This window comes from Massilia agri, from assembly GCF_024753255.1.
In the GTDB taxonomy this organism is placed as follows: domain Bacteria; phylum Pseudomonadota; class Gammaproteobacteria; order Burkholderiales; family Burkholderiaceae_D; genus Telluria; species Telluria agri.
On record NZ_JANUHA010000010.1, the window covers coordinates 61,215 to 81,803 of the forward strand.

The 20,589-nt window shown below is 65.3% G+C and carries 20 protein-coding genes; 4 read left to right on the plus strand and 16 right to left on the minus strand.

Annotated features, from left to right (window positions below; genetic code table 11):
• Positions 1-770 precede the first annotated feature (770 nt).
• From NX780_RS15060 to NX780_RS15085, 6 genes are all read right to left on the minus strand, one after another.
• A complete protein-coding gene (locus NX780_RS15060) occupies positions 771-1,535 on the minus strand; it encodes an SDR family NAD(P)-dependent oxidoreductase (protein ID WP_258828690.1) in 765 nt (254 codons plus the stop codon).
• 110 nt (positions 1,536-1,645) lie between these two features.
• The gene (locus NX780_RS15065) at positions 1,646-2,260 is read right to left on the minus strand and encodes an immunity protein Imm33 domain-containing protein (protein WP_258828691.1); all 615 of its coding nucleotides are present in this window, start codon (positions 2,258-2,260) and stop codon (positions 1,646-1,648) included.
• Between the two features lie 142 nt (positions 2,261-2,402).
• A complete protein-coding gene (locus tag NX780_RS15070; protein WP_370663617.1) occupies positions 2,403-3,530 on the minus strand; it encodes a glycerophosphodiester phosphodiesterase in 1,128 nt (375 codons plus the stop codon).
• 109 nt (positions 3,531-3,639) lie between these two features.
• Positions 3,640-4,095, minus strand: a complete 456-nt coding sequence (locus NX780_RS15075) for a TPM domain-containing protein (RefSeq protein WP_258828693.1) — start codon at positions 4,093-4,095, stop codon at positions 3,640-3,642.
• A 53-nt stretch (positions 4,096-4,148) separates the two neighbouring features.
• Positions 4,149-4,994 carry a TPM domain-containing protein gene (locus NX780_RS15080; protein ID WP_258828806.1) on the minus strand — a complete coding sequence of 282 codons (846 nt, stop codon included), beginning with the start codon at positions 4,992-4,994 and terminating at the stop codon, positions 4,149-4,151.
• A 12-nt stretch (positions 4,995-5,006) separates the two neighbouring features.
• Entirely contained in the window at positions 5,007-5,618 is a 612-nt protein-coding gene (locus tag NX780_RS15085) for a LemA family protein (protein WP_258828694.1), read from the minus strand.
• A 146-nt stretch (positions 5,619-5,764) separates the two neighbouring features.
• On the opposite strand from NX780_RS15085, the gene pyrF reads away from it, so the two are divergent.
• Positions 5,765-6,589, plus strand: a complete 825-nt coding sequence (gene pyrF, locus NX780_RS15090; RefSeq protein WP_258828695.1) for an orotidine-5'-phosphate decarboxylase — start codon at positions 5,765-5,767, stop codon at positions 6,587-6,589.
• Between the two features lie 125 nt (positions 6,590-6,714).
• On the opposite strand, the gene sbcB is transcribed toward pyrF, so the two are convergent.
• Complete coding sequence (sbcB, locus tag NX780_RS15095) at positions 6,715-8,163, minus strand: exodeoxyribonuclease I (RefSeq protein WP_258828696.1); 1,449 nt, start codon at positions 8,161-8,163, stop codon at positions 6,715-6,717.
• Positions 8,164-8,481: 318 nt separating this feature from the next.
• Here sbcB and NX780_RS15100 point away from each other — a divergent pair, with 318 nt between their 5' ends.
• A complete protein-coding gene (locus NX780_RS15100) occupies positions 8,482-9,132 on the plus strand; it encodes a hypothetical protein (protein WP_258828697.1) in 651 nt (216 codons plus the stop codon).
• Between the two features lie 28 nt (positions 9,133-9,160).
• Positions 9,161-9,706 carry a hypothetical protein gene (locus NX780_RS15105; RefSeq protein ID WP_258828698.1) on the plus strand — a complete coding sequence of 182 codons (546 nt, stop codon included), beginning with the start codon at positions 9,161-9,163 and terminating at the stop codon, positions 9,704-9,706.
• 147 nt (positions 9,707-9,853) lie between these two features.
• On the opposite strand, the gene NX780_RS15110 is transcribed toward NX780_RS15105, so the two are convergent.
• The 3 genes from NX780_RS15110 to NX780_RS15120 all read right to left on the minus strand — a co-directional run bounded on the left by NX780_RS15110 (position 9,854) and on the right by NX780_RS15120 (position 13,829).
• Positions 9,854-11,575, minus strand: coding sequence for a sensor histidine kinase (locus NX780_RS15110; protein ID WP_258828699.1), 1,722 nt, complete (start codon positions 11,573-11,575; stop codon positions 9,854-9,856).
• A 2-nt stretch (positions 11,576-11,577) separates the two neighbouring features.
• Positions 11,578-12,783 (minus strand): ABC transporter substrate-binding protein, encoded by a 1,206-nt coding sequence (locus NX780_RS15115; RefSeq protein WP_258828700.1) that lies wholly within the window; start codon positions 12,781-12,783, stop codon positions 11,578-11,580.
• Between the two features lie 83 nt (positions 12,784-12,866).
• Complete coding sequence (locus tag NX780_RS15120) at positions 12,867-13,829, minus strand: GGDEF domain-containing protein (protein WP_258828701.1); 963 nt, start codon at positions 13,827-13,829, stop codon at positions 12,867-12,869.
• A 105-nt stretch (positions 13,830-13,934) separates the two neighbouring features.
• Here NX780_RS15120 and NX780_RS15125 point away from each other — a divergent pair, with 105 nt between their 5' ends.
• Positions 13,935-14,744, plus strand: coding sequence for a helical backbone metal receptor (locus tag NX780_RS15125; RefSeq protein ID WP_258828702.1), 810 nt, complete (start codon positions 13,935-13,937; stop codon positions 14,742-14,744).
• Between the two features lie 40 nt (positions 14,745-14,784).
• Here the strand turns inward: NX780_RS15125 and NX780_RS15130 are convergent, their stop codons facing one another.
• The 6 genes from NX780_RS15130 to NX780_RS15155 all read right to left on the minus strand — a co-directional run bounded on the left by NX780_RS15130 (position 14,785) and on the right by NX780_RS15155 (position 20,589).
• On the minus strand, positions 14,785-15,159 hold the full coding sequence (locus NX780_RS15130) for an HPF/RaiA family ribosome-associated protein (RefSeq protein ID WP_258828703.1): 375 nt from the start codon (positions 15,157-15,159) through the stop codon (positions 14,785-14,787).
• A 121-nt stretch (positions 15,160-15,280) separates the two neighbouring features.
• Positions 15,281-16,156 carry an extracellular catalytic domain type 1 short-chain-length polyhydroxyalkanoate depolymerase gene (locus NX780_RS15135; RefSeq protein ID WP_258828704.1) on the minus strand — a complete coding sequence of 292 codons (876 nt, stop codon included), beginning with the start codon at positions 16,154-16,156 and terminating at the stop codon, positions 15,281-15,283.
• A gap of 76 nt (positions 16,157-16,232) precedes the next feature.
• Positions 16,233-17,441: a sensor histidine kinase gene (locus tag NX780_RS15140; RefSeq protein WP_258828705.1), complete on the minus strand. Its 1,209-nt coding sequence runs from the start codon at positions 17,439-17,441 to the stop codon at positions 16,233-16,235.
• The gene (locus NX780_RS15145) at positions 17,434-18,135 is read right to left on the minus strand and encodes a response regulator transcription factor (protein ID WP_258828706.1); all 702 of its coding nucleotides are present in this window, start codon (positions 18,133-18,135) and stop codon (positions 17,434-17,436) included. The genes NX780_RS15140 and NX780_RS15145 overlap by 8 nt, the downstream gene beginning before the upstream one ends.
• The gene (locus tag NX780_RS15150) at positions 18,132-19,391 is read right to left on the minus strand and encodes an MFS transporter (RefSeq protein ID WP_258828707.1); all 1,260 of its coding nucleotides are present in this window, start codon (positions 19,389-19,391) and stop codon (positions 18,132-18,134) included. Before NX780_RS15150 ends, NX780_RS15145 begins: the two co-directional genes overlap by 4 nt.
• A 175-nt stretch (positions 19,392-19,566) precedes the next feature.
• Complete coding sequence (locus NX780_RS15155; RefSeq protein WP_258828708.1) at positions 19,567-20,589, minus strand: CDP-6-deoxy-delta-3,4-glucoseen reductase; 1,023 nt, start codon at positions 20,587-20,589, stop codon at positions 19,567-19,569.

Consider the following 20,589-nt stretch of genomic DNA (forward strand, 5'->3'; position numbering starts at 1 on the left):
GCCAGTTCCACTTCGCGCTTGCACGCAAAGCCAGCGCTTTCCCCTCCACAGGCAGTCACGGTGGAACTCACCGCGATGCTTTTCATTTCGAAAGTTTTATGGCGGCAGCCATCGTGCCAAGCACGAAAACGAAATGAATCAGCCCTAGTATGACAAGTCAAGAATGAAGAAGTTTCACGTTAACTGTTAAAAAACCCGTTGTCGTGTTGTTGGCGCCCCGGCAGAGCAAAAAATGCGGTGCGAGCTTCATGATAGCCAAATCCGCCGCAGCTTCAAGCTCTGCCACCGGCTTTTTGTGGGCGTGGTGCCAATGCGAAGAAAAACGCTGAGAAAAAAATGCCCATCAGCGAACTGACGGGCACAACCCAAGATCGGGCCAAGAGACATATTCGGTTGGTGTGTTGCACCCTGGGTGCAGCACACCTGCTGCAACCACGCATATCGGTTGCGTGTATCGCAGGTGAGTCAAAGTATATGGGGTGATTGTGACCACGCTGTGACGCGCATCAAGCGTGCGGGTGAATTCTCGAACTGAGCCGGAGGTTCGGAATCTCAACCATATCGTGCAGGACGCGCGGACCAGGCCGTGTCGAACGGGCAAAAAAAAGCCCGCTCACGGCGGGCTTAAAACTATTTTCTTGGAGGAGAATAGTGGAGACAGGTGCCATTATGTTGCGCCGCGAAATATATGTCCAATTGCAAATACAGATACCAGACATTGATTTTTCGCATAACTTGGGCGCGACTGTCACTTTCTCGCAAATCCGACATCATTCACGCACCGGCACCGTGTAGTTCAGGGCCATGCGGCCGCCGTCGGCATACAGGGTCTGTCCGGTGACGTAGGAAGCATCGTCGCTCGCCAGGAAGGCGGCGATCGACGCGACCTCTTCCGGCTCGCCGCAGCGGCCGATCGGCGTGCGCGACAAGATCGTGTGGCGCGCTTCCGGGCTGCCCAGCACGGCCTGCTTCGCCAGCTCGGTCAGGATCGTGCCCGGGCCGATGGCATTCACGCGGATGCCATGCTGGGCCAGGCTGATTGCGCTCACGCGGGTGAGCTGGTTCACGCCGCCCTTGGAGACGACATACGGCACCTGGTTGGGGATCGTCAGCTCGGCGTTGACGCTCGACATATTGATGATGCAGCCCTGCTGCCGCTTCACCATGTCGCGGGCGACGGCCTGGCTGCACAGGAACATCGACTTCAGGTTGATGCGCAGGACGCGGTCGAAGTCCTCTTCTTCCAGTTCGAGGAAATCCGCCGCATGGGTGACGCCGGCATTGTTGACGAGGATGTCGACCTGGCCGAAGGCGGCGAGCGTGGCGGCGACCATCGCGTCGACTTCGGCCTTGATGCTGACGTCGGCATGGTGGAAGCGGGCGGCATCGCCCAGTGCGGCGGCGGCATCCGCGCCTTCCGGGCGGATGTCGACGAGCATGACGCGCGCGCCTTCCCGCACCAGGCGCTGGGCGCAGGCCAGGCCGATGCCCTGGCTGGCGCCGGTCACGATCGCGGTCTTGTTGGCTAGTCTCATGGCGGGCTTTCAGAATGGGGGACTGGCATTGTAACGATCCGCGCGTCTTGCCGACAGTAGCCGGCACCTTGCATGATGCAGGCAGGCGTGACGGGCCGGCCGCATGGGCCTCATTGCAGCGCTTCGAACGCGCCCGTCTCGGGATTGCGCTCGAAGACGCTGCCCACCGGCGCATCCAACAGATGCACGAAGGAATCGTCACGATTCAGGACCGCGCCCAGCGATACGTAGAAGAGATTGTCCGCGTCGTCGAGATAGGCGTCGTCCTCGTCGCCGGCCATGATGAACCAGCCGCTGTGGTCCTCGCGCGCGGCTTCCTCGCGGTAGATGTGGCCCGCTTTTTCACCGTCGTACAGGACTCGCCGGGTGACAAAGCAGCGTGGCCAATACTTCCCGACAATGTCCGGACCGCTTTCCTCGAGGCTGGTCTGGATGATGTGCCGTTCCTCGAACGAGAGCGGATCGCCGGGCGCCAGTCCGGTCAGTTGAGTAGGATCATTGTCCAGCACGCCCTCGAAACGCTCGCCGTTCCTGTGCGTGATGATGACCCACATCCGTTCGGCGGAATATCCATCCGGATCCGGGTTGTCGAATTCGAAGATGAGTTTGACCAGGTCGCCGACTGCGAGCTTGTCGGTCGTCGCGCGCGACGGCTTGAAGAAGGTGTAGGGGTAGCTGCGCTGCGATTGCGCGGCGTCGGTCAGCCACCAGGATTGCCCTTGCATGCATTCTCCACTGCTCTCGTTGAGATTCATCCCATCATAGCAGCGCGGCATCCTGTTGCGGGCACATCGGGTGGCCCCACGATCGCGTGGGGGAGGAGATCGCGCACCGCGGCGCTGGCGATCTCCGGATGTGCCGCCAGGTCTACTTCCTGGTGAAGGCATTCACGGCCGCGCGGCCCACCGCCGGATCGTCCGTGAAGAAGCCATCGATGCCGGCGTCGAGGTAGGCGGTGATCTCGGCCTGCGCATTGCCGCGCTGGCTGGGCGAGGTCGCGGGCGCCGCGCGCAGGCTCACGGGCAGGAAGGGGTTCTCGGGACGCAGAGTCCAGGTATGCACCTTCAGGCCGGCCGCGCGGGCGTTGGCGATGAAGGCCGTCGGCGCGCCCAGTTCATTGGCGCTGGTGCGCGGGATGATGATCTCCTTGTAGGGCGAGACCACGTCCGCATAGGCCGCGATTTCCTTCAGGCCGGCCGCCGTGACCAGGTCGGCGTAGGTGCGGCCGGTCCTGGCCGCGACGAAGTCGTAAGGAGCATTGGCCGGGCTGTCGAGCAGCTGCACCAGGCGGAAGTCGCTCATGCCGCGCAGCTCCTTCAGGTTGGCGGTCTCGAAGGATTGAATGAACACGGCGGCGTCCTTGCCGCGGTAGCCGTTGGCCAGCAGGGTGTCGACCAGGCGCCGTTCCAGCGGCAGATTGATCGACTTGAAGTAAGTGGGGTGCTTGGTCTCGGGATAGATGCCGATGACCTTGTTGCGCGACTGGCTTTCGCGTTTGACCAGGTCGATGATCTCCTGCAGCGTCGGGATCTCGAACTGGTCGTTGTAGGCGACGTTGGCCGGGCGGTTGGCCGGGATGCGCTCGCGGGCGCGCAGGGTCTTCAGCTCCGCCAGCGTGAAGTCTTCGGTGAACCAGCCGGTGATTGCCACGCCGTCGATGGTCTTGGTCGCCTTGCGCGAGGCGAACTGCGTCAGCGTCGCCACGTTCGTGGTGCCCGAGATCTCGTTCTCGTGGCGCGCCACCAGCACGCCGTCCTTCGTCGCCACCAGGTCGGGCTCGACGATGTCGGCGCCGTCCTCGATGGCCTTCTGGTAGGCGGCCAGGGTGTGCTCGGGGCGCACGGCGGAGGCGCCGCGGTGGGCCGTCACGGTCGGCGCCGGCGGCCAGGCGGCGCCGGGGTTCTGCAGGTCGGGGCCATCGTTGTCGCCACCGCAGGCGCCCAGGACCAGGCTGGCAGCGGCGAGGGTGAACAGCGAGACGAGACGGGAGGAAATCGGAAGAACGCGTCGCAACACAGTGGACTCCAGTTGTTAAAGTGCTGCGAATGTAACAACTGGATATGACCGTCCTGTGACGATCGTAAGGACTGTGCGCGGACGCGTTTCAGAGCATCAGCGGCTTGTCCGGCAACTCGTTGGGCCGCGCGCCATTCGCCGGAAAATGCTCGCGCAGCAGGGCGTTGACCTGCTCGATGGCCGCCAGGGTCGCCTCGTGGAACTGGCCATTGCGGAAGCCTTCCGTCATCGTGCGGCACACGGCCTGCCAGGTGGCGCTGTCGATCTTGCGGTCGATGCCGCGGTCCGCGACGATGTCGACCTTGTGCTCCGCCAGGTTGATGTAGATGAGCACACCGCAATTGTCCTCGGTATCCCAGACGCCATAGTCGGCGAACAGGGCCAGGGCGCGCTGGCGGTTCGTCACGCCATCCCAGGCATCGTCGAAGGACAGGCCTTTTTCGACGATCAGGCGCACCTCCCCGCGGTGGGTCTGCTCTCCGGCCGTGATCGCTTCGCCGATCGCCGTCAAGGTCGCTTCCGGAAAGGCCCGTTTGGCTTCCATGCTGCTGCTCGTGAGGTGGCGCCAGGCGCGCCCAAGACGTTGTCCAATACCCATTACCAGTCTCCCGAAGCGCCGCCGCCGTCGAAGCTGCCGCCGCCACCCGAAAAGCCGCCGCCGCCCCATCCGCCGCCTCCGCTGAAGCCGCCGCCGCCACGGCCGATATTGCCGAGGACATTGCCGATGATGATGCCGGTCGCAACATTGCCCAGGCCGCTATTGCGGCCGTGCCCCCAATGGTTCGGCGACAGCCGGCTGCGGCGCGGCCGGAACATCGAACGCAACAGGGTAAAGCCGATGACGATCGCGAGGATGCCGAACAGCGAGAAGCCGCCGCCGCCGGATTCCACCTGGCGTTGCGGGGCCTGTTGCTGGGCCGGGGCGGGGAAGCTTTCCTTGTTCAGCAAGGTCGCGATGGCGCCGACACCGGCGACCAAGCCTTCGTAATAATGGTTCTGGCGGAAGTGCGGTGCGATCACGTCCTGCAGGATGCGCTTCGATTGCGCATCGGTCAGCACGCCCTGCACGCCGCGCCCGGCCTCGATGCGCAGGCGGCGCAGCGCACTCGGGTTGTCGCGCGCGACCATCAGGAGCACGCCGTCGTCGACGCCCTTGCGACCCAGCTTCCAGGCATCGGTCACGCGGATGCTGTACTGCTCGATCGCTTCCGGCTCGGTCGACTTGACCAGCAGGACGGCGATCTGGCTGCCGGTCCGCGCCTCGTAGTCGGCCAGCACCGCCGTGAGGCGCTCGCGCTGGCCGGCGTCGAGCATGCCGGCTTCGTCGACGACGCGCCCGCTCAGCGCCGGCACCGGCTTGAGCTGGGCGAACGCAGGGCTCGCCAGCAGCAGGGCGAGCACGCATGCCAGCAAGGCAGTCCACAGCGCGCGCATGCGGCCCATGGTCGCCATGGCTTATTTGCCGAAGTCGACCGACGGTGCAGTCGAGATCGCCTTTTCGTTCTCGACCGTGAACGAGGGCTTGGTCTCGTAGCCGAACACCATCGCGGTCAGGTTGTTCGGGAATTTGCGCACGGTGACGTTGTAGTCCTGCACCGAAGCGATATAGCGCTGGCGCGCCACCGTGATCCGGTTTTCCGTGCCTTCCAGCTGCGACTGCAGGTCGCGGAAGTTCTCGTTGGCCTTCAGGTCAGGATACTTCTCGGACACGGCCATCAGGCGCGACAGTGCACCAGACAATTCCCCTTGCACCTGCTGGAATTTGTTGAAGGCTTCCGGATTATTCAGCACTTCCGGCGTGATCTGGAAACTGGTCGCCGCGGCGCGGGCACGGGTGACGGCCTCGAGCGTTTCCCGCTCATGCGAGGCATAGCCCTTGACGGTGTTTACCAGGTTCGGAATCAGGTCGGCGCGGCGCTGGTACTGGTTCACCACTTCGCTCCAGGCGGCCTTGGTCGCCTCGTCCTTGGTCTGGAATTCGTTGTAGCCGCAGCCGGACAGCAGGGAGCCGGCAACAAGGGCGCTGGCCAGGAGTCGGGTCCAGCGCGCGAAGAGGGATGATGTCATGATCGTTTTGTCCATGGCAAGTTGTCGAATGATCAAAATATACAGTATGTAAAGATATTCCGTCGCATCATCGCGGTGCAAGCCGGAGACCATGCCCGGCGAGTACAATATTGGGTTTGCAATATACGACTGACAAGAGGCCCCACGTGACTTTCATCGACAAGCTTTCCGCGGCATGGACCCGCAACGATTCGCTCCTCTGCGTGGGCCTCGACCCGGACCTGGCGCGCTTCCCGGCGCAGCTGCAAGGCCAGCCGGACGCCATCGTCAAGTTCTGCAAGGCCATCATCGATGCCACCGCCGACCTGGCCTGCGCCTTCAAGCCGCAGATTGCCTACTTCGCGGCGCTGGGCGCCGAAGACCAGCTGGAACAGATCTGCGCCTACCTGCGCACCAACTACCCGCACATCCCGATCGTGCTCGACGCCAAGCGCGGCGACATCGGCGCCACCGCCCACCAGTACGCGCGCGAAGCCTTCGAGCGCTACGGCGCGGACGCCGTCACGGTCAGCCCCTACATGGGCTTCGACTCGGTCGAGCCCTACCTGGAGTGGGCGGACCGCGGCGTGATCGTGCTGTGCCGCACCTCGAACGCGGGCGGCTCCGACCTGCAGTTCCTCGACGTGGGCGGTCGCCCGCTGTACCAGCACGTGGCGCAGCTGGTGGCGGAAAAGTGGAACCGCAACGGCCAGCTGGCGCTGGTGGTGGGCGCCACCTTCCCGGAAGAGATCGCGCAGGTGCGCAAGCTGGTGGGCGAGATGCCGCTCCTGATCCCGGGCGTCGGCGCCCAGGGCGGGGATGTCGAGGCGACCGTGAAGGCCGGGCGTACCCCGGGCGGCGCCGGCATGATGATCAATTCCTCGCGGGCGATCCTGTATGCGGCGCCGCAGGCAGGCGAAGATTTCGCGGCGGCGGCACGCCGCGTGGCGCAGGAGACGCGGGACGCGATCAACGCGGCGCGACGGGGGTAAGCTGACGCTTTCCTCTTGCCGGCACAATCGGGGCCCGGCCTGTGCCCCAGGCTCGCTGTGCAAGCCTTGCGGACACACCCTGGTGATGCAGCAGTATCTGCGCATGCATCCAGGCTGCCGGACCCTCAATACCTGCTCGGCGCAATCCCTTCCGCGTAGTCGTACAGCGCCCCGAGGATCTCCTCGGCCCGCTCGTCCGCGCTCTCCGACAGCGCATCGATCTCCATGAACAGCTGGTCCACCGTGCGCGCACCGGCCAGGCCGTCGAACAGGCGCGCCGCGCGGTGTTCTTCCCAGCGCTGCCTATCTGCTTCCGACAAGGTCTGCGGGAAGTTGCGGGCGCGGTAGCGGAAGAACAGTTCTTCCAGGCGCTCATCCTCGAAGGAAGGACGCATGCCGGCCAGCGCGGACGGCGATTCGTGGCGCAGCGACTCCAGCTTGCGCCGGTCGCCATTGCCGACGAAGCCGCCGTACAGGTCTTCGTCCACGTCCACTTCTTCCGTCGCGGCCGGTTTCTTGAACACCTCGGCCCAGATCGCCGTCATATTGCGTCCAGCGGCGGCCAGCGCCGCGTGCGTGCGTCCGCGTTCCAGGTCGATGTCCCAGCGCGTCGCCATGGCCGGTTGCAGGGTTTTCAGGTTCCCGACCAGCATTGGCGACTTGTTCAGGTGCACGCTCTTGATCGGCAGGCGCGTCACGCCTTCAGGCAGCTCGCTGCTGCGCGTGAACATGCGCATGCGGATGGTCTCGACGTCGAGCTCGAACAGTTCCGAGGGATCGTGGCGGCAGTCCCACACCAGGATCTCGTTCTTGTTGGTCGGATGCTGGGCCAGCGGCCAGACCAGGCCCAGGCAGCCGTATTCAACAGGGAACATGCCGGACACGTGCAGGAAGGGCTGGCGCTGCGCGGGATCCAGGTGCAGGCCCATCTCGGCCGCGACCCGGTCCTTGCGGCGCAGCTCGAGGCAGAAGTCGAACAGCTTCGGCTGCTTCTGGCGGATCAGGCGCGCCAGCGCGATGGTCGCGCGCACGTCCGACAGCGCATCATGCGCCGCATCGTGCGACAGGCCGTTGGCGGCGGTCAGGTGCTCCAGGCGGAAGCTCGGCTTGCCGTCCTCGCGGCGCGGCCATTCGATGCCGTCCGGACGCAAGGCATAGGTCATGCGCACCACGTCGAGCAGGTCCCAGCGGCCGCAGCCGTTCTGCCATTCGCGCGCATACGGGTCGATCAGGTTGCGCCAGAACAGGAAGCGCGTCACCTCGTCGTCGAAGCGGATGGTGTTGTAGCCGACCCCGATGGTGCCGGGCTCGCTGAACGCGGCTTCGATTCCCCGCGCGAATTCGTGCTCGGGCACGCCGTGCTCCAGGCAGTGCTGGGGCGTGATGCCGGTGATCAGGCAGGACTGCGGATCGGGCAGGAAATCCGGCGCGGGCTGGCAGTACAGCATGATCGGGTCGCCGATTTCGTTCAGTTCGGCGTCGGTGCGGATGGCCGCGAACTGCGCGGGCCGGTCGCGGCGCGGGGTCGCGCCGAAGGTTTCATAGTCGTGCCAGAGGAAGGTATGCGTGCTCATGTATTTCTTATGGATTCGCCCTTTATAGGGCGGGCAGGCGTCATGGTGGCACAGAATGGGATGAGCGTCAGCCCTTATGTTTGGCGAGTCTCAAATCGATTGGCAACATGCTGGGATCCCTCGTGCGAAAACCGGGCTTCTTCGCTAGTCATCGGGCGAGAAATCCTGTCAAGGTCTTATTTGAATAGTCGAAAATTTACTCGATAAATTGCTTGCTGCCTGATTAATTTACCTTGGGTTATTGCGGGCATGGCACAATAGTGTCGGAAGTGGCGAGCATTTGCCGAGCCATGCACTGATACATCGGGAGCGCCCACGTTGGAACAGTTCGAAATTTTTTTTGCAAAACCGAAGGTTCAGGCGGTCACCATTTCGCTGGCCGTATTTTTCCTGTTCTTCATCTTTCCACTGCTCCGACGTAAAGTGGGGAAGAAACTCGCCATTAAACAAAAGAAGACGTACGATCGGATTAGCAAGGAAATTCTCTTTCAGACCTGCCTGCTGTTTGTCGGCGTCGTTGTCTACTCCCTGGTAGCCATGATACGGTCCGACTCGTCGTTCGTTTCAGGGGACGCGCTGCCATTCGTTTCTTTTCTTGGCGCCTTGGCTGCATTCTGGAATCTGCGGAAGGCGGTAATCGCTATCCGTGAAGCCAATTCACAAACAAACGAGCACAGGAAAGCCAGGTTGGAGGATATTTATAAGAGCAGTCTTGGCGCTTATACCTTGGCGCTTATCGCTGCCGTGTACGGTCTCTTTGTCATATTGCTTGTATTATTTGATCCCAATGCAGTCCCTTTGTGGCTTTGGTTCGTGAGCTTTGGCATGACAGGAGTCACGATCCGCGCACTTGGATGGTCAATCGCTTCCCTGGAGGCGGCAATCGAATACGCAAACAATTTGAAACTTGGGCGAGCTAATCCATCGCCCAAAAATAAAAGCGCGAGGACATCGAATGTACAGGCGTGAGCGTTAACTTATTGACCGAGGGTCGACAATGACGCGCTTACACCTCTGGTCTGTTGTCATAGTGGTGCTTGTCAGTTCGGTCGGGCTGAACCTGCTCGTAATCGGCCAATATCTGCGTATGCGCGATGAGCTGATCCAGACGGAAGCACGTCTCGAGCGTATCGAGAACGTTGTCAAAAAAAGAGAGGCTGCGGATCCGCTTCAGGCGAAAGAATGCGTGGAACTGGAAACCGGCGATTCGCCGGATAAACCGTGCATGACAACGCTGCGCCGGCTCGCCCTGACGCCGCAGCAATACCATGACAGGTGGGTCGTGGTGGAGGGCCTCTATGCCGGCGGATTCGAAGTGAGCGCGCTCTTTCCGGAACAGGAAGATCGTTCAGTGATGGCGTCCGGACTCGACAGCTATGCGGCGCTGTGGGTGCAGTTGGATCTGCCGAATACCCCCAAAGAAATGCCCTTGATATATGTCATGGGAAGATTCAAGCGAGGCCCGGCCGGACACCTGGGCCAGTATTTTGGTGAGCTGGTCAATGCGGAGGTCCGTGGACGATCCCGGCAGCCGGCTCGATAAGGCCATTGACGTTGTAGCGTCGAACCACGCCGAATCGCCCTTCGCGGAAGGAGTCCGCATTTTGCAGAGCGGCACGTCGCAGACGGTGTCACGTCGCAGACGCTGTCAGGTCTGACATTCGGACACGGCCTCGACGCTAGCAAACTTTTAAGGCTGAGCTCGTGTCCAGATGTCAGACCTGACACCATGGGTGTGGGGCTGATCATCCCGCAGCAAGGGTAGCCGGACGGTAAACGTGCTGCCCTGTCCGGCGCCGGCGCTGTGGGCTTCGACGGTGCCGCCGTGCAGCTCGACCAGTTTCTTCACCAGGGCCAATCCAAGGCCGAGTCCGCCCTGTGCGCGGTCGGGCGTGCGCTGGGCCTGGGTGAAGAGGTCGAACACGACCGGCAGCAGGTCCGGGCCGATGCCGATGCCGTTGTCCTGCACCCGCAGGACCGCCATTCCCTCCTGCTGTTGCAGGGAGAGGCGCAGTTCGCCGCCCTCCGGGGTGTATTTCGCCGCATTGTTGAGGAGGTTGGCCGCGACCTGGATCAGCCTGGTCCGGTCGCCGCACACGGGCGTGGCCTGGGCGGCGATGTCCACGGTCAAGTGGTGTCCCCTGGCGTCGATCACCGGAGCGATCTGCTCGACGGCTTCGCGCAGGACGGCGCCCAGTTCGACCTCGACCTTGTTGATCGTCGCCAGGCCGCGCGAAACGCGCGAGACGTCCAGCAGGTCGTCGACCAGATGCGTCATGTGCGTCACCTGGCGGGAAATCACCTCGCTGGCCTGTTTGATCCGGGGCTCGCTGGCAAACAGCATGCGCAGCAGCTGCGCGGCGCTGCTGATCGGCGCCAGCGGATTGCGCAGTTCGTGGGCGAGCATCGCCAGGAACTCGTCCTTGCGCTGGTGCTCCTGCTGGAGGTGCTCCTGCTGCCGGTGCAGGCGGTCGAGCATGCCGTTGATCGCGCGGGCGAGGGTGATCGTTTCGCTGCTGCCGGCCAGCTCGGCCCGTTGTCCGTCGATGCCCTCCTGGCCGATCCTGCCCGCGAACTGCTCGAGCTTGCGCAGGTCCTGGGTCAGGCCCAGCGAAAAACGCGTCCCCAGCAGGAACACCAGCACCGCAATCAGGGCCGCGATGCCGCCGATCAGGCTGTACTGGGTCCATGGCGTTGCCAGCAAGTGGCCGAGTTCGGACGTGTCCACGCGCAGCCGCAAGCCCAGGTCCGCGAACAGGGGCGGCGCCTTGACCGGCACTTCCAGGCCGGGACCCTGTTGCGGCGCTGCCGCCTGTCCCTTCCAGGCAAGGGTCGATGTGCCGGGACGCATGTCGCGGATCCGCACCTTGTAGACCAGGGCGCCTTCCGGCGTGTTGGTGCGCGAGTAGCGCAGCAGGGCGACGCCGACGAGGTCCGCGTCCTGGCCCAGGCCGAAGATGGCTGCGCTTTCCACGCCCTGGTCGATGCGCGCGCGCAGCCAGTCCAGTTGCGCCTGGTCGAAGCGCTCCAGGCCGTTGCCGGCGATCGGCTTGCCTTCGAAATCGGTGAACAGGACCTGGACCGGAATGCCGTCGATCTGGCGCAGGCCGCCGATGAAGGGCGCGAGATAGGTTTCCCTTCCCGCGCTGTCGACCAGGGCCGTCGCCAGGATCGGGCTGTCCGCCACTTCGTTCATGCGCGAGGCGAGGGTGGTGAGCATGTCGGCGACCGTTCCCGCCTGGAAGGCGGCCTCGCGCTGCTGCAGCAGGGCAAGCGCGGAGGTATGCTGGCGGTTGACCAGCCAGAACGAGGCGGCCGCCACCAGCAGCACGGCGGCGGCGGCGAGGACCGCCGAGGCGAATGCGAAACGCTGGGTCAGGCTCCCCGTACGGAGCGTCGGCCACGCCTTCATGCTCAGTCGTCGGTCGGCACGAGCACGCCATCGGGACGATAGCGGGCGATCAGGAGGTCCCGGGCGTCCAGGGCCTCGTGGCGGGCCGGCGTGAACGGCGGTGCATACGCGCGGACCAGGCCGCGGTGGGCGCGCACCTTTTCCAGGGCGTCGCGTACCGCCTTCCGGTCGGTGCTGCCCGCGAGATTGATTGCCTTGGCCAGGATGTGCATCAGGTCGTAGGCGTGGGCCACGCCCACCGGCCCGTCGATGTCCTCGATCCGGCGGATCGGCGAGACGGCGGCCAGGCTGCGCATGAAGCCCGCGAGCTGGGTCTTGTCCGCCCTGAAGAAGGAAAAGGTCTGGATGACCGAGAAGTCGACCTTGTTCAGCGCCGGTCCGGCCTGCCTGACGAATTCGCCGCCGGTCACGCCCCAGTGGCTGAGGATCGGCAGGTGTTCGTTTTTCGGCAGGGCGGCCACTTCGCGCACCAGCACGGCGGCTTCGTCGTCGTTGGCGACCAGCACGACCGCCTGGGCGCCGGCACTGCGCAAGGCCTGGTACCTGGCGACCAGAGTCTGGTCGCGCCAGTTGTACCAGGCGGTGCGCACGATCCGGATGTCCTTGTTGGCGGCGGCATAGCGTTCGGCGGCAAACAGATTGCTGCGTCCCCAGGAAGTATTGGTCAGCAGCAGCCCGATCCGGTTCAGGCCGCGCTTCTGCGCCGTTTGCAGCAGCTTGGGCATGGCCAGGCTGTCGCGCAGTGACAGGCGATAGACATAATTCGGCTTCATGTCGTTATCGATGATCATGTCGGCCGACGACCATGGCGCCATGAACAGGGTCCTGGTTGCCGTCAGGGTCGGCAGTTCCTCGATGATCACCGGGCTGAAGCGGCCGCCGAACACGGCGACGAGATCGGGCATGCGCGCGAACTCCTCGATATTGCGGATGCCGCGCGCCGGGATCGAACGGTGGTCGCGCTTGACCAGCTCGATGGGCCTGCCGCCCAGCACGCCGCCGGCACGGTTGATTTCGTAGATGGCCGTGCGCATGCCCAGTTCGACGGCCTGGGCCGAGGTGCTGTTATCCAGGCCGAACTCGGCGTCGAGGCCGACGCGCACCGGCCTTGGCTCGGCGCCCGCAATCGCGCAGGCCAGGGAAAGGACGAGGAAGAGGGCAAAGCCGGCAAGCGCGGTGCGCAATCGGAAAACGGTGAAAGGCTGCATGCGTTTCGAATGAAAATCGGTCCCACATTGTAAGCGCCAACGCGGCGTGAGCCCCGCACACGACTTCGGCAGCCGGCAGCCGGTCACACGCTGACGCGGTCGCGTCCCGCCTGTTTCGCGCGATAGAGGGCGGCATCCGCCGCCGCCATCAAGGCATGCTCGTCCCCGCCCGCCGCCAAGGAGGCGACGCCGAACGAGCCCGTAATGTGGGGCAGCGGCAGCCGCATGTCCGGGAACACCAGTGCGGTACGGAGACGCTCCGCCAGGCGACCGGCCACCATCTCGGCCAGGCTGAGCGGGGTATCCGGCAACACCGCCATCAATTCCTCGCCGCCATAGCGCACCGCAAAGTCGGATGGCCGGAGAGAATCCCGGATCACGCCTGCCGCGGCGGACAGCGCAGCGTCGCCCGCGATGTGTCCATGGGTATCGTTGAAGCGCTTGAAGTGGTCCAGGTCGATCATGACGATCGACAGCGGGCTGCCGTCCTGGCGTGCGCGCATGGCCAGCTTGGGCAGCATCTCGCCCAGCCAGGCGCGGTTGTACAAGCCCGTCAGGCCGTCGTTGAGGGAGAGCTGGCGGTAGAACTCGCCGAGCTTCTGGCGGCGCCTGAGCTGGGCATTCGCCGCGCGCACCCGGAAGGACAGCAGGCGCAGCAAGTTGCGCGCCAGCACGTTCGAGCGGTCGATCAGTTGCCACACCAGCTCGGGCTCGATGACCAGGAGTTCGCAGTCCTCGAGCGCCGTCATGGCCGCCAGGTTGACGGCGTCGTCCAGCACGGCCTGCTCGCCGACGCTCTCGCCGGGCATCACGCGCGTCACGCCGCTGTCGTCGCCGCTATGCGCATCCGGCGCCACTTCGAGCGAACCCGAAAGCACGATGTAGAGGCGGGCCCGCAAGCCGTCCTCGACCCGCTGGCCGGCCGCCACCCGCACGACCGCGCAAGGGGCGAGCGCCCTTGCGACGGCCGGGTCGTCGGCGTCGCGGAAGAGCTGGAGGTCGCGTACGGCGTAGGGGGAGGCAGCGAAGGTGCTGATCTGGTCCAAGGAAAGTCTCTTGCGGAAAGCGTCGTTACGTTATGGAATGATAACCGATTGAAACTGCTGAGCGTGGACTGGCGCTCCAGAAACAACAGTGATCCAATAGCGGCCATGACGAATCCATCCCACCTGGTCGATGCCCTCGGCCACCAGCACCTCCCCGCGCCAGGCGCCCGCATCGTCTCCCTGGTGCCCTCGATCACCGAATTGCTCTGCGACCTCGGCCTGGCCGCTCGGCTGGTCGGCCGTACCGGTTTTTGCATCCATCCGCGTGCCCAGGTAGAGGCCATCCCGAAGATCGGCGGCACCAAGGACGTGAACATCGACAAGATCCGCCGCCTGGCGCCGACCCACCTGGTCGTGAACATCGACGAAAACGAGAAGCCGACGGTCGACAAGCTGGCGGAGTTCGTGCCGAACATCGTCGTGACGCATCCGGTGGCGCCGCGCGACAACCTGGCGCTCGCCCGCCTCATGGGCGGCATCTTCGGCAGGGAAGCGGAAGCGGAGCGCTGGTGCGCCGACTTCGAGGCGGAGTATGCGGCGCTGCGCGCGCTGCCAAACATGGCAAAGCGCACCGTGCTCTACTGCATCTGGCAAGACCCGTGGATGAGTGTTTCTCGCGACACCTATATCGCGGCGATGCTGGCCGAGCTCGGCTGGGAGGTCCCGCAGCTGGGCGAGGCGCGCTATCCCTCCTTCGCCTGGTCGGAGGCGCTGGTGGAGCAGCTGGACGCGGTCCTGCTCTCGACCGAACCCTACCGTTTCACGGAAGCGCATACGGATGCGCTCGAGAAGCAGCTCGGCATCCCGGTCTTCCTGGTCGATGGGGAAATGATGTCGTGGTACGGCAGCCGCGCGCTCGCGGGCCTGCGCTACCTGCGCGAGGTGAGGGCGATGGTCGAGGGCGCGGCGGCCTAGAAAGCACGCCCAGGAGCGGGGCGTGCTTCCCAAGCGCGGATCACGAGTCGGTCAGGTGCTTGTCCGAGAGCGGATCGTCGATAGCCGGGGACGTGTGCTTGTTCTTGTCCTGCAGGCGGCCGAGGGCGCTGTCGAGGGCGCGCGCCAGCTTGCCGCCGGCGTTCTTGATCGACTGGTGAAGTTCCTCTGCATGCTCGTGGACGACGATCGGCTGGTAGCCGCGCACGCGCGCTTCCATCATGCACGAGTTGCCGCCATCGGCGTGCTTTTCACGGTTTTCATTGCTCAGGTGGACTTCGACACTGGTCAGATGGTCGCTGAAACGGCCGATCGAGCCATTGACGACGGTTTGCACGTGTTCTTCCAGGCCCGGGCTCTTGCTGATGGTGCGGTCGGTGTTGACATTGATCTGCATATGCTAGCTCCTGTTGTCATAACGATTACATCTTACCTGCGGCGAGGTTTTTGCCGCGTCCTGTTGTGACAGGTGGGGATGCTTGCGCAACTTGCAAGGGCGACCACAGCAAGCGACGGCATCAGCGCCGGTGCGTGCTGAAGAACTGCCACATCAGTTCGTTGGCATCGACGTCGCGCGTCGTCTTGCCGATCGGCAGGCCGACATTGAAGGGATCGGCGCCGGGCCAGGTATGGCCGCCGTCCTTGACCGTCACCAGCGCCACCCGGGTGCCTCCATGCGCCTGTTCGCGGTAGTTCACCTCGGTGCCGTCGCCGCTGTCGCCGTTGAAGGCCCGCGTCTGCTCCGGCGCGCCCTCCAGGCCGTTGCGCTTGATCCAGTAGCGGTGGCTGTCCATGGCGGACAGGTAGCCGGTGGCCTTGCCGTCGTAGGCGACCACCTGGTCGGCGGTGCCATGGATCAGCATGACCCCAACCTTGCCGGTTTTCGTGTGGTGCTGGATGACCGGCTCGGGCATCGGACCGCCCACCGAGGCCACCGCCGCGAACACCTGCGGGAGCTCGGCGGCCAGGCGCAGGGCGAAGAAACCGCCGCGCGACAGGCCGGTGGCGTACACGCGCGCGCTGTCGATGCGGTAGTCCTTCCCGAGCTTTTCAAGCAATGCTGCGGTGAAGCCGACATCGTCGCTGCCGCCGAGGTAGGACATGCCGAAGCCGACATTCCAGTCGCGCTCGATCCCCAGCGGGTAGACCACGATGAAGCGGTGGCGGTCGGCGGCGCGGTTCATGCCGGTGTAGAGCATCTGCTCGGCCATGCTCATGCCGCTGCCGTGGAAGTTGAACACGACGGGATACGAGTGCTGGGTGTCGTTCTGGTACGAAGGCGGGGTGTAGACGATGTAGCGGCGTTTGACTTCCTTGTGGACCAGGCTGCCGACCTGGGCGAGGGCGGTATTGCAGGCGCTGGCCAGGACCAGCAGGGCGATCAGGATTTTCATGTGCGTGTTTCCAGGGTTGTGGGAACACACAGGCTAAAAGGGCGGCGGTGAAATCGCGGTGAAATCCGCCGGCTTTCTACGAGGCCAGGCGCGGCGCGATCTCGACCCGGTAGCTGGCCTCCCCGGGGTGGAAAGCGATTTCCCACCCCATGGCGCCGGCCACGCGCGCCAGCAGGTTCTGGCCGTGCGCGAAGCCCTGCACCTGGCCCTTGTTCACCGTGTCCACCGTATTGGCGATGGTGAGCCTGTCGCCGGCCCAGGTGATCGCGAGCCTGCATCCGGGCCCGGCGTGGAACAGCGCATTGCCCAGGCGGTTCGTGAGCAGCAGGTTCGCCAGATGCTGGTTGCCGTCGACCGGGAGCCTTTCCGGCAGGTCGACGGCCAGACCTTCCTCGTCCAAGGCGTCGTCTGGAAGACGGAGCAGCGACTGTTCAATGCAGGCGCGCAGGTCGAACGGCGCCTGTCCCACGTGCTCGGCGCGCGCCAGCGCGAACAGGACCTCGATGGTGGCGCGCAGCTCGTCCAGCCCGGCCTGCAGCTGCGCGATGTCGCCGCGCTCCACCGGCCGCGTGGCGGCCAGCGCCAGCGTGTTGTTCATGACGGTGAGCGGCGTGCGCAGCTCATGGCCGACATCGCGCGTGAAATCGCGCTCGCGGCGCAGGGCGGCCTGCAGGGCATTGAAGCTGGTTTCCAGGCGTCCGGCCAGCTCGCCGATTTCGTCCGGCCGCGCGCGTGCGCTGAAGCTGGCCGTGCTTCCGGGGTGCAGGCGTCGCGCCTCGAGGGCCAGCGTCTGCAGCGGCCGCACCAGGCGCCGCGCCAGCAGCCAGGCCAGCAGCAGGGCCAGTCCGATCAGGGCCAGGGCCACGAAGATCAATACGCCGCCGACGTCCTGCACCACGTTCGACACCACCAGCATGGGCGTCACGTCGGCCAGGATGGTGACGCGGCCGTGATGCGGCAGCTCGCGCACCATCAGGTGGTAGTGGGCGTCGCCCGCGAAGACTTCGGCGCGCACATCGGACGGCGAGGTCGCCGCGCGCACCGCGGCGGGCAGGGTGGCGCGGCTCGTGTGCAGGGTGAGCAGGTCGCTGGCCGGGCGCGGTAGAACGCCCTCGCGGGCGGCGTGCGATTCGATGGCCGCCGCTTCGCGCGTCAGGAGGCGTCCGACCAGCATGTCCTCGGTGACGTAGGCGATCACCACCGCCAGGCCCGTGTAGCACAGGCAGATCAGGATGGTGAATCCGGCCAGCGCGGCGAACAGGCTTTTGCTGATCGACCTAGTCATTGTCAACGCCGCCCAGGTCGAGCCGGTAGCCCAGCTGAAGGATGGTGGCGAGCATCTTGCGTCCGGATGCCGCTTCCAGCGCCTTGCGCAGGGTGTAGATGTGCGACTTCAGCGCGTCGCTGTCGGGCGGATTCGCGCCCCACAGGTGCTGGGTGAGCAGGGCGCGCGACACCGGCCGCGGATGCTCGCGGCACAGCAGGAACAGGATGTTGAAGCCGGCCTGGGTGAGGTGCAGGGGCTGTTCTTCGAAAAGCGCGCGTTTCTCGCGCATCAGGAGGGTGAACGGGCCGACGCGCATCTCCTGCTGCTGGTGCAGGCTGTCCCTGCGCGCCAGCGCTTCGCAGCGCAGGGCCACTTCGCGCAGGTCGAAGGGTTTGGCGAGGTAGTCGTCGGCCCCTGTACGGAAGCCCTCGGCCTTGTCCTCGAAGGCGTCGCGCGCGGTCAGCATCAGGACCGGCACGTTGCTGGGCGCGCGCGCCTTGATCTCGCGGCAGACCTGCAGGCCGTCGACATCGGGCAGGTTCAGGTCGAGCAGGACGACGTCATAGGGATGTTGCGTGGCCAGTTCGATGGCGAGCCTGCCTGTCGCGGCGTGGTCCAGCTGCCAGCCCAGGCCCTCGAGGAAAGCCACGAGCTGGCGTGCGATGGTCGGGTGGTCCTCGACCACCAGCACGCTCGGCACGGGGCGCTTCATGCCCGGGCCTTTTCGCCGTTCTCTTCCCGGTGGTGCGGGAAGCGGTCCATGCGCGAGAGCACCGGGAACAGCACCGCCCACAGGCCGGTCACCGCGAGCGTGGCCGCGCCGCCCAGCAGGATGGCGCGGGTCAGGCCGAGCCAGCCGGCGGTGACGCCCGATTCGAATTCGCCCAGCTCGTTGGAGGCGCCGATGAAGACCGAGTTCACCGCGCTGACGCGGCCGCGGATGTCGTCCGGGGTCTCGTACTGCACCAGGAGGTGGCGGATGTAGACGCTGACCATGTCGCCCGCCCCCAGCAGGAACAGGGCGCCAAGCGCCACCGGGAAGCTGTTCGTGAAGCCCATCGCCAGCGTGCACAGGCCATAGAGGCCCACGCCGCCGAACATCCACAGGCCGACGCGGCGCGTGATCGGGAAGAAGGCCAGCAGGATCGAGCACAGGGCCGCACCCAGGCCGGGCGCGGTGCGCAGCAGGCCGAGGGCCTGCGGGCCGGCGTGCAGCACGTCGTGGGCGTAGGCGGGCAGCAGGGCGGTGGCGCCGCCGAACAGCACCGCGAACAGGTCGAGCGAGATCGCGCCCAGCACGATGGGGCGCGACCGGACGAAGCGCAGGCCCTCCAGCAGCGAGGCCAGGCTTACCGGCCCTTGCGAACGGACCTGCCGGGCGGCGCGCGTGCCCGACATGCACAGCACCGCGATCGAGAGCAGGCTGGCCGCGACCATGTGCACGGTCATGGGACCGAAGGCATAGAGCAGGCCGCCGATGATGGGGCCGGCGATCACGGCCACGTGGAAGGTCGAGGAGCCCAGCGCCACGGCCTGGCTGAAGTCGCGGTCCGGCACCAGGTTTTTCAGGACCGCCTGCGAGGCCGGCATCATGAAGGCGCGCGCTGAGCCGAACAGTACGAGGATGGCGAAGACGGGCCACACGATCCTGCTGCCGCTGGCCGTGAAGCCGACCAGCAGGAGGCTGCACAGCAGCTGGGTGGCCATGCACAGGAGGACGATGTTGCGGCGGTTGTAGCGGTCGGCCACGTGGCCGGCCCACAGGATCAGCACCAGGAAGGGCGCGAACTGCGCCAGGCCGATCAGGCCCAGGTCGAACAGGCTGCCCGTGATCTGGTAGACCTGCCAGCCGATGGCGACGCTCTGCATCTGCACCGCGAGGGTGCCCAGGAAGCGGGCGGAGAGGTAGAAGGCGAGGTTACGGTTGCGCAGGACGGCCTGGCCGCTGGAAGGGGACAGCAGGGACATGTGGGCTTTCGGGGACGATGCTGGAGAACCTCAGCATTGTGCCCGATTTTCGTAGGGTGGTCGGCTCTGCCGACCGCGCGTTCAAGTCACGTATGAACAGACGTATCGTCCAATTACGAGCCGGTTGAACGCGCGGTCGGCGAAGCGCGCTCCAGTCCACTGGACTGGACCGCCCCTACGCCAAATCGGCCTCGGTGGTGAAGGCGTCGGCGAAGAACTCGTCTTCCGGCAGCCCGCACTGCGCCGAATAATCGCGCCGCGCCGATTCCACCATGACCGGCGCGCCGCAGGCATAGACCTGGTGTCTCGACAGGTCCGGGATATCCTGCATCACCGCCGCATGCACATAGCCGGTGCGGCCCTGCCACCCGTCTTCCGGCAGCGCGTCCGAGATCACCGGCACGTACTGGAAGTCGGGCAGGGTGGTTTCCCAGGCGCGGCACAGTTCGTCCATGTACAGGTCTTGCGGACGGCGGCCGCCCCAGTAGAGGCGCACTGGGCGGGTCGACTTCAGGTGCATCAGGTGCTCGACCAGGGCCTTGACCGGTGCGAAGCCGGTGCCCGAGGCCAGCAGCACGATCGGCTTGCTTGACTCCTCGCGCAGGAAGAAGGTGCCCAGGGGGCCTTCGAAGCGCAGGATGTCGCGCTCCTTCATGGCGCCGAAGACGTGGTCGGTGAACAGGCCGCCCGGCAAATGGCGGATGTGCAGTTCCAGCGGGCCGCTGAAGGACGGCGCGCAGGCGATGCTGTAGGCGCGGCGCTTGCCGTCCTTGAGCAGGAATTCGATGTACTGGCCGGCGCGGTAGGCCAGGGCCTCGTTGGCCGGCAGCTGCAGGGTGACGATGGCGACGTCCGGCGCGGCGCGCTTGACCCCGGCGATCCGGGTCGGCATCTTGCGCACCGGGTAGTCCGAGCTGCCGCCCACTTCGCGCGCCTCGATCACCAGGTCCTGATGCGGCACGGCGCAGCAGAACAGCGACATGCCCATGGTCTTCTCGATGTCGCTCAGGGCGCGCGCCTGGTGCGGCTTGTGGGTGAGTTCGCCCTCCAGGACCTTGCCCTTGCAGGAGCCGCAGGCGCCGTTCTTGCAGCCGTAAGGCAGGCCGATGCCGGCGCGGATGGCGGCGGAAAGGACGGTTTCATCGGCCTCGCAGGTGAACTGGTGGCCGCTCGGCTGGACGGTGATCTGGAAGGTCAT

Coding starts and splice junctions, on each gene's coding strand:
- NX780_RS15060 (WP_258828690.1), bottom strand. CDS start 1,535: ATGAGACTAGCCAACAAGACCGCGATCGTGACCGGCGCCAGCCAGGGC.
- NX780_RS15065 (WP_258828691.1), bottom strand. CDS start 2,260: ATGCAAGGGCAATCCTGGTGGCTGACCGACGCCGCGCAATCGCAGCGC.
- NX780_RS15075 (WP_258828693.1), bottom strand. CDS start 4,095: ATGGAAGCCAAACGGGCCTTTCCGGAAGCGACCTTGACGGCGATCGGC.
- NX780_RS15080 (WP_258828806.1), bottom strand. CDS start 4,994: ATGGGCCGCATGCGCGCGCTGTGGACTGCCTTGCTGGCATGCGTGCTC.
- NX780_RS15085 (WP_258828694.1), bottom strand. CDS start 5,618: ATGACATCATCCCTCTTCGCGCGCTGGACCCGACTCCTGGCCAGCGCC.
- sbcB (WP_258828696.1), bottom strand. CDS start 8,163: ATGAGCACGCATACCTTCCTCTGGCACGACTATGAAACCTTCGGCGCG.
- NX780_RS15105 (WP_258828698.1), top strand. CDS start 9,161: ATGACGCGCTTACACCTCTGGTCTGTTGTCATAGTGGTGCTTGTCAGT.
- NX780_RS15110 (WP_258828699.1), bottom strand. CDS start 11,575: ATGAAGGCGTGGCCGACGCTCCGTACGGGGAGCCTGACCCAGCGTTTC.
- NX780_RS15115 (WP_258828700.1), bottom strand. CDS start 12,783: ATGCAGCCTTTCACCGTTTTCCGATTGCGCACCGCGCTTGCCGGCTTT.
- NX780_RS15125 (WP_258828702.1), top strand. CDS start 13,935: ATGACGAATCCATCCCACCTGGTCGATGCCCTCGGCCACCAGCACCTC.
- NX780_RS15130 (WP_258828703.1), bottom strand. CDS start 15,159: ATGCAGATCAATGTCAACACCGACCGCACCATCAGCAAGAGCCCGGGC.
- NX780_RS15135 (WP_258828704.1), bottom strand. CDS start 16,156: ATGAAAATCCTGATCGCCCTGCTGGTCCTGGCCAGCGCCTGCAATACC.
- NX780_RS15140 (WP_258828705.1), bottom strand. CDS start 17,441: ATGACTAGGTCGATCAGCAAAAGCCTGTTCGCCGCGCTGGCCGGATTC.
- NX780_RS15145 (WP_258828706.1), bottom strand. CDS start 18,135: ATGAAGCGCCCCGTGCCGAGCGTGCTGGTGGTCGAGGACCACCCGACC.
- NX780_RS15150 (WP_258828707.1), bottom strand. CDS start 19,391: ATGTCCCTGCTGTCCCCTTCCAGCGGCCAGGCCGTCCTGCGCAACCGT.
- NX780_RS15155 (WP_258828708.1), bottom strand. CDS start 20,589: ATGACCTTCCAGATCACCGTCCAGCCGAGCGGCCACCAGTTCACCTGC.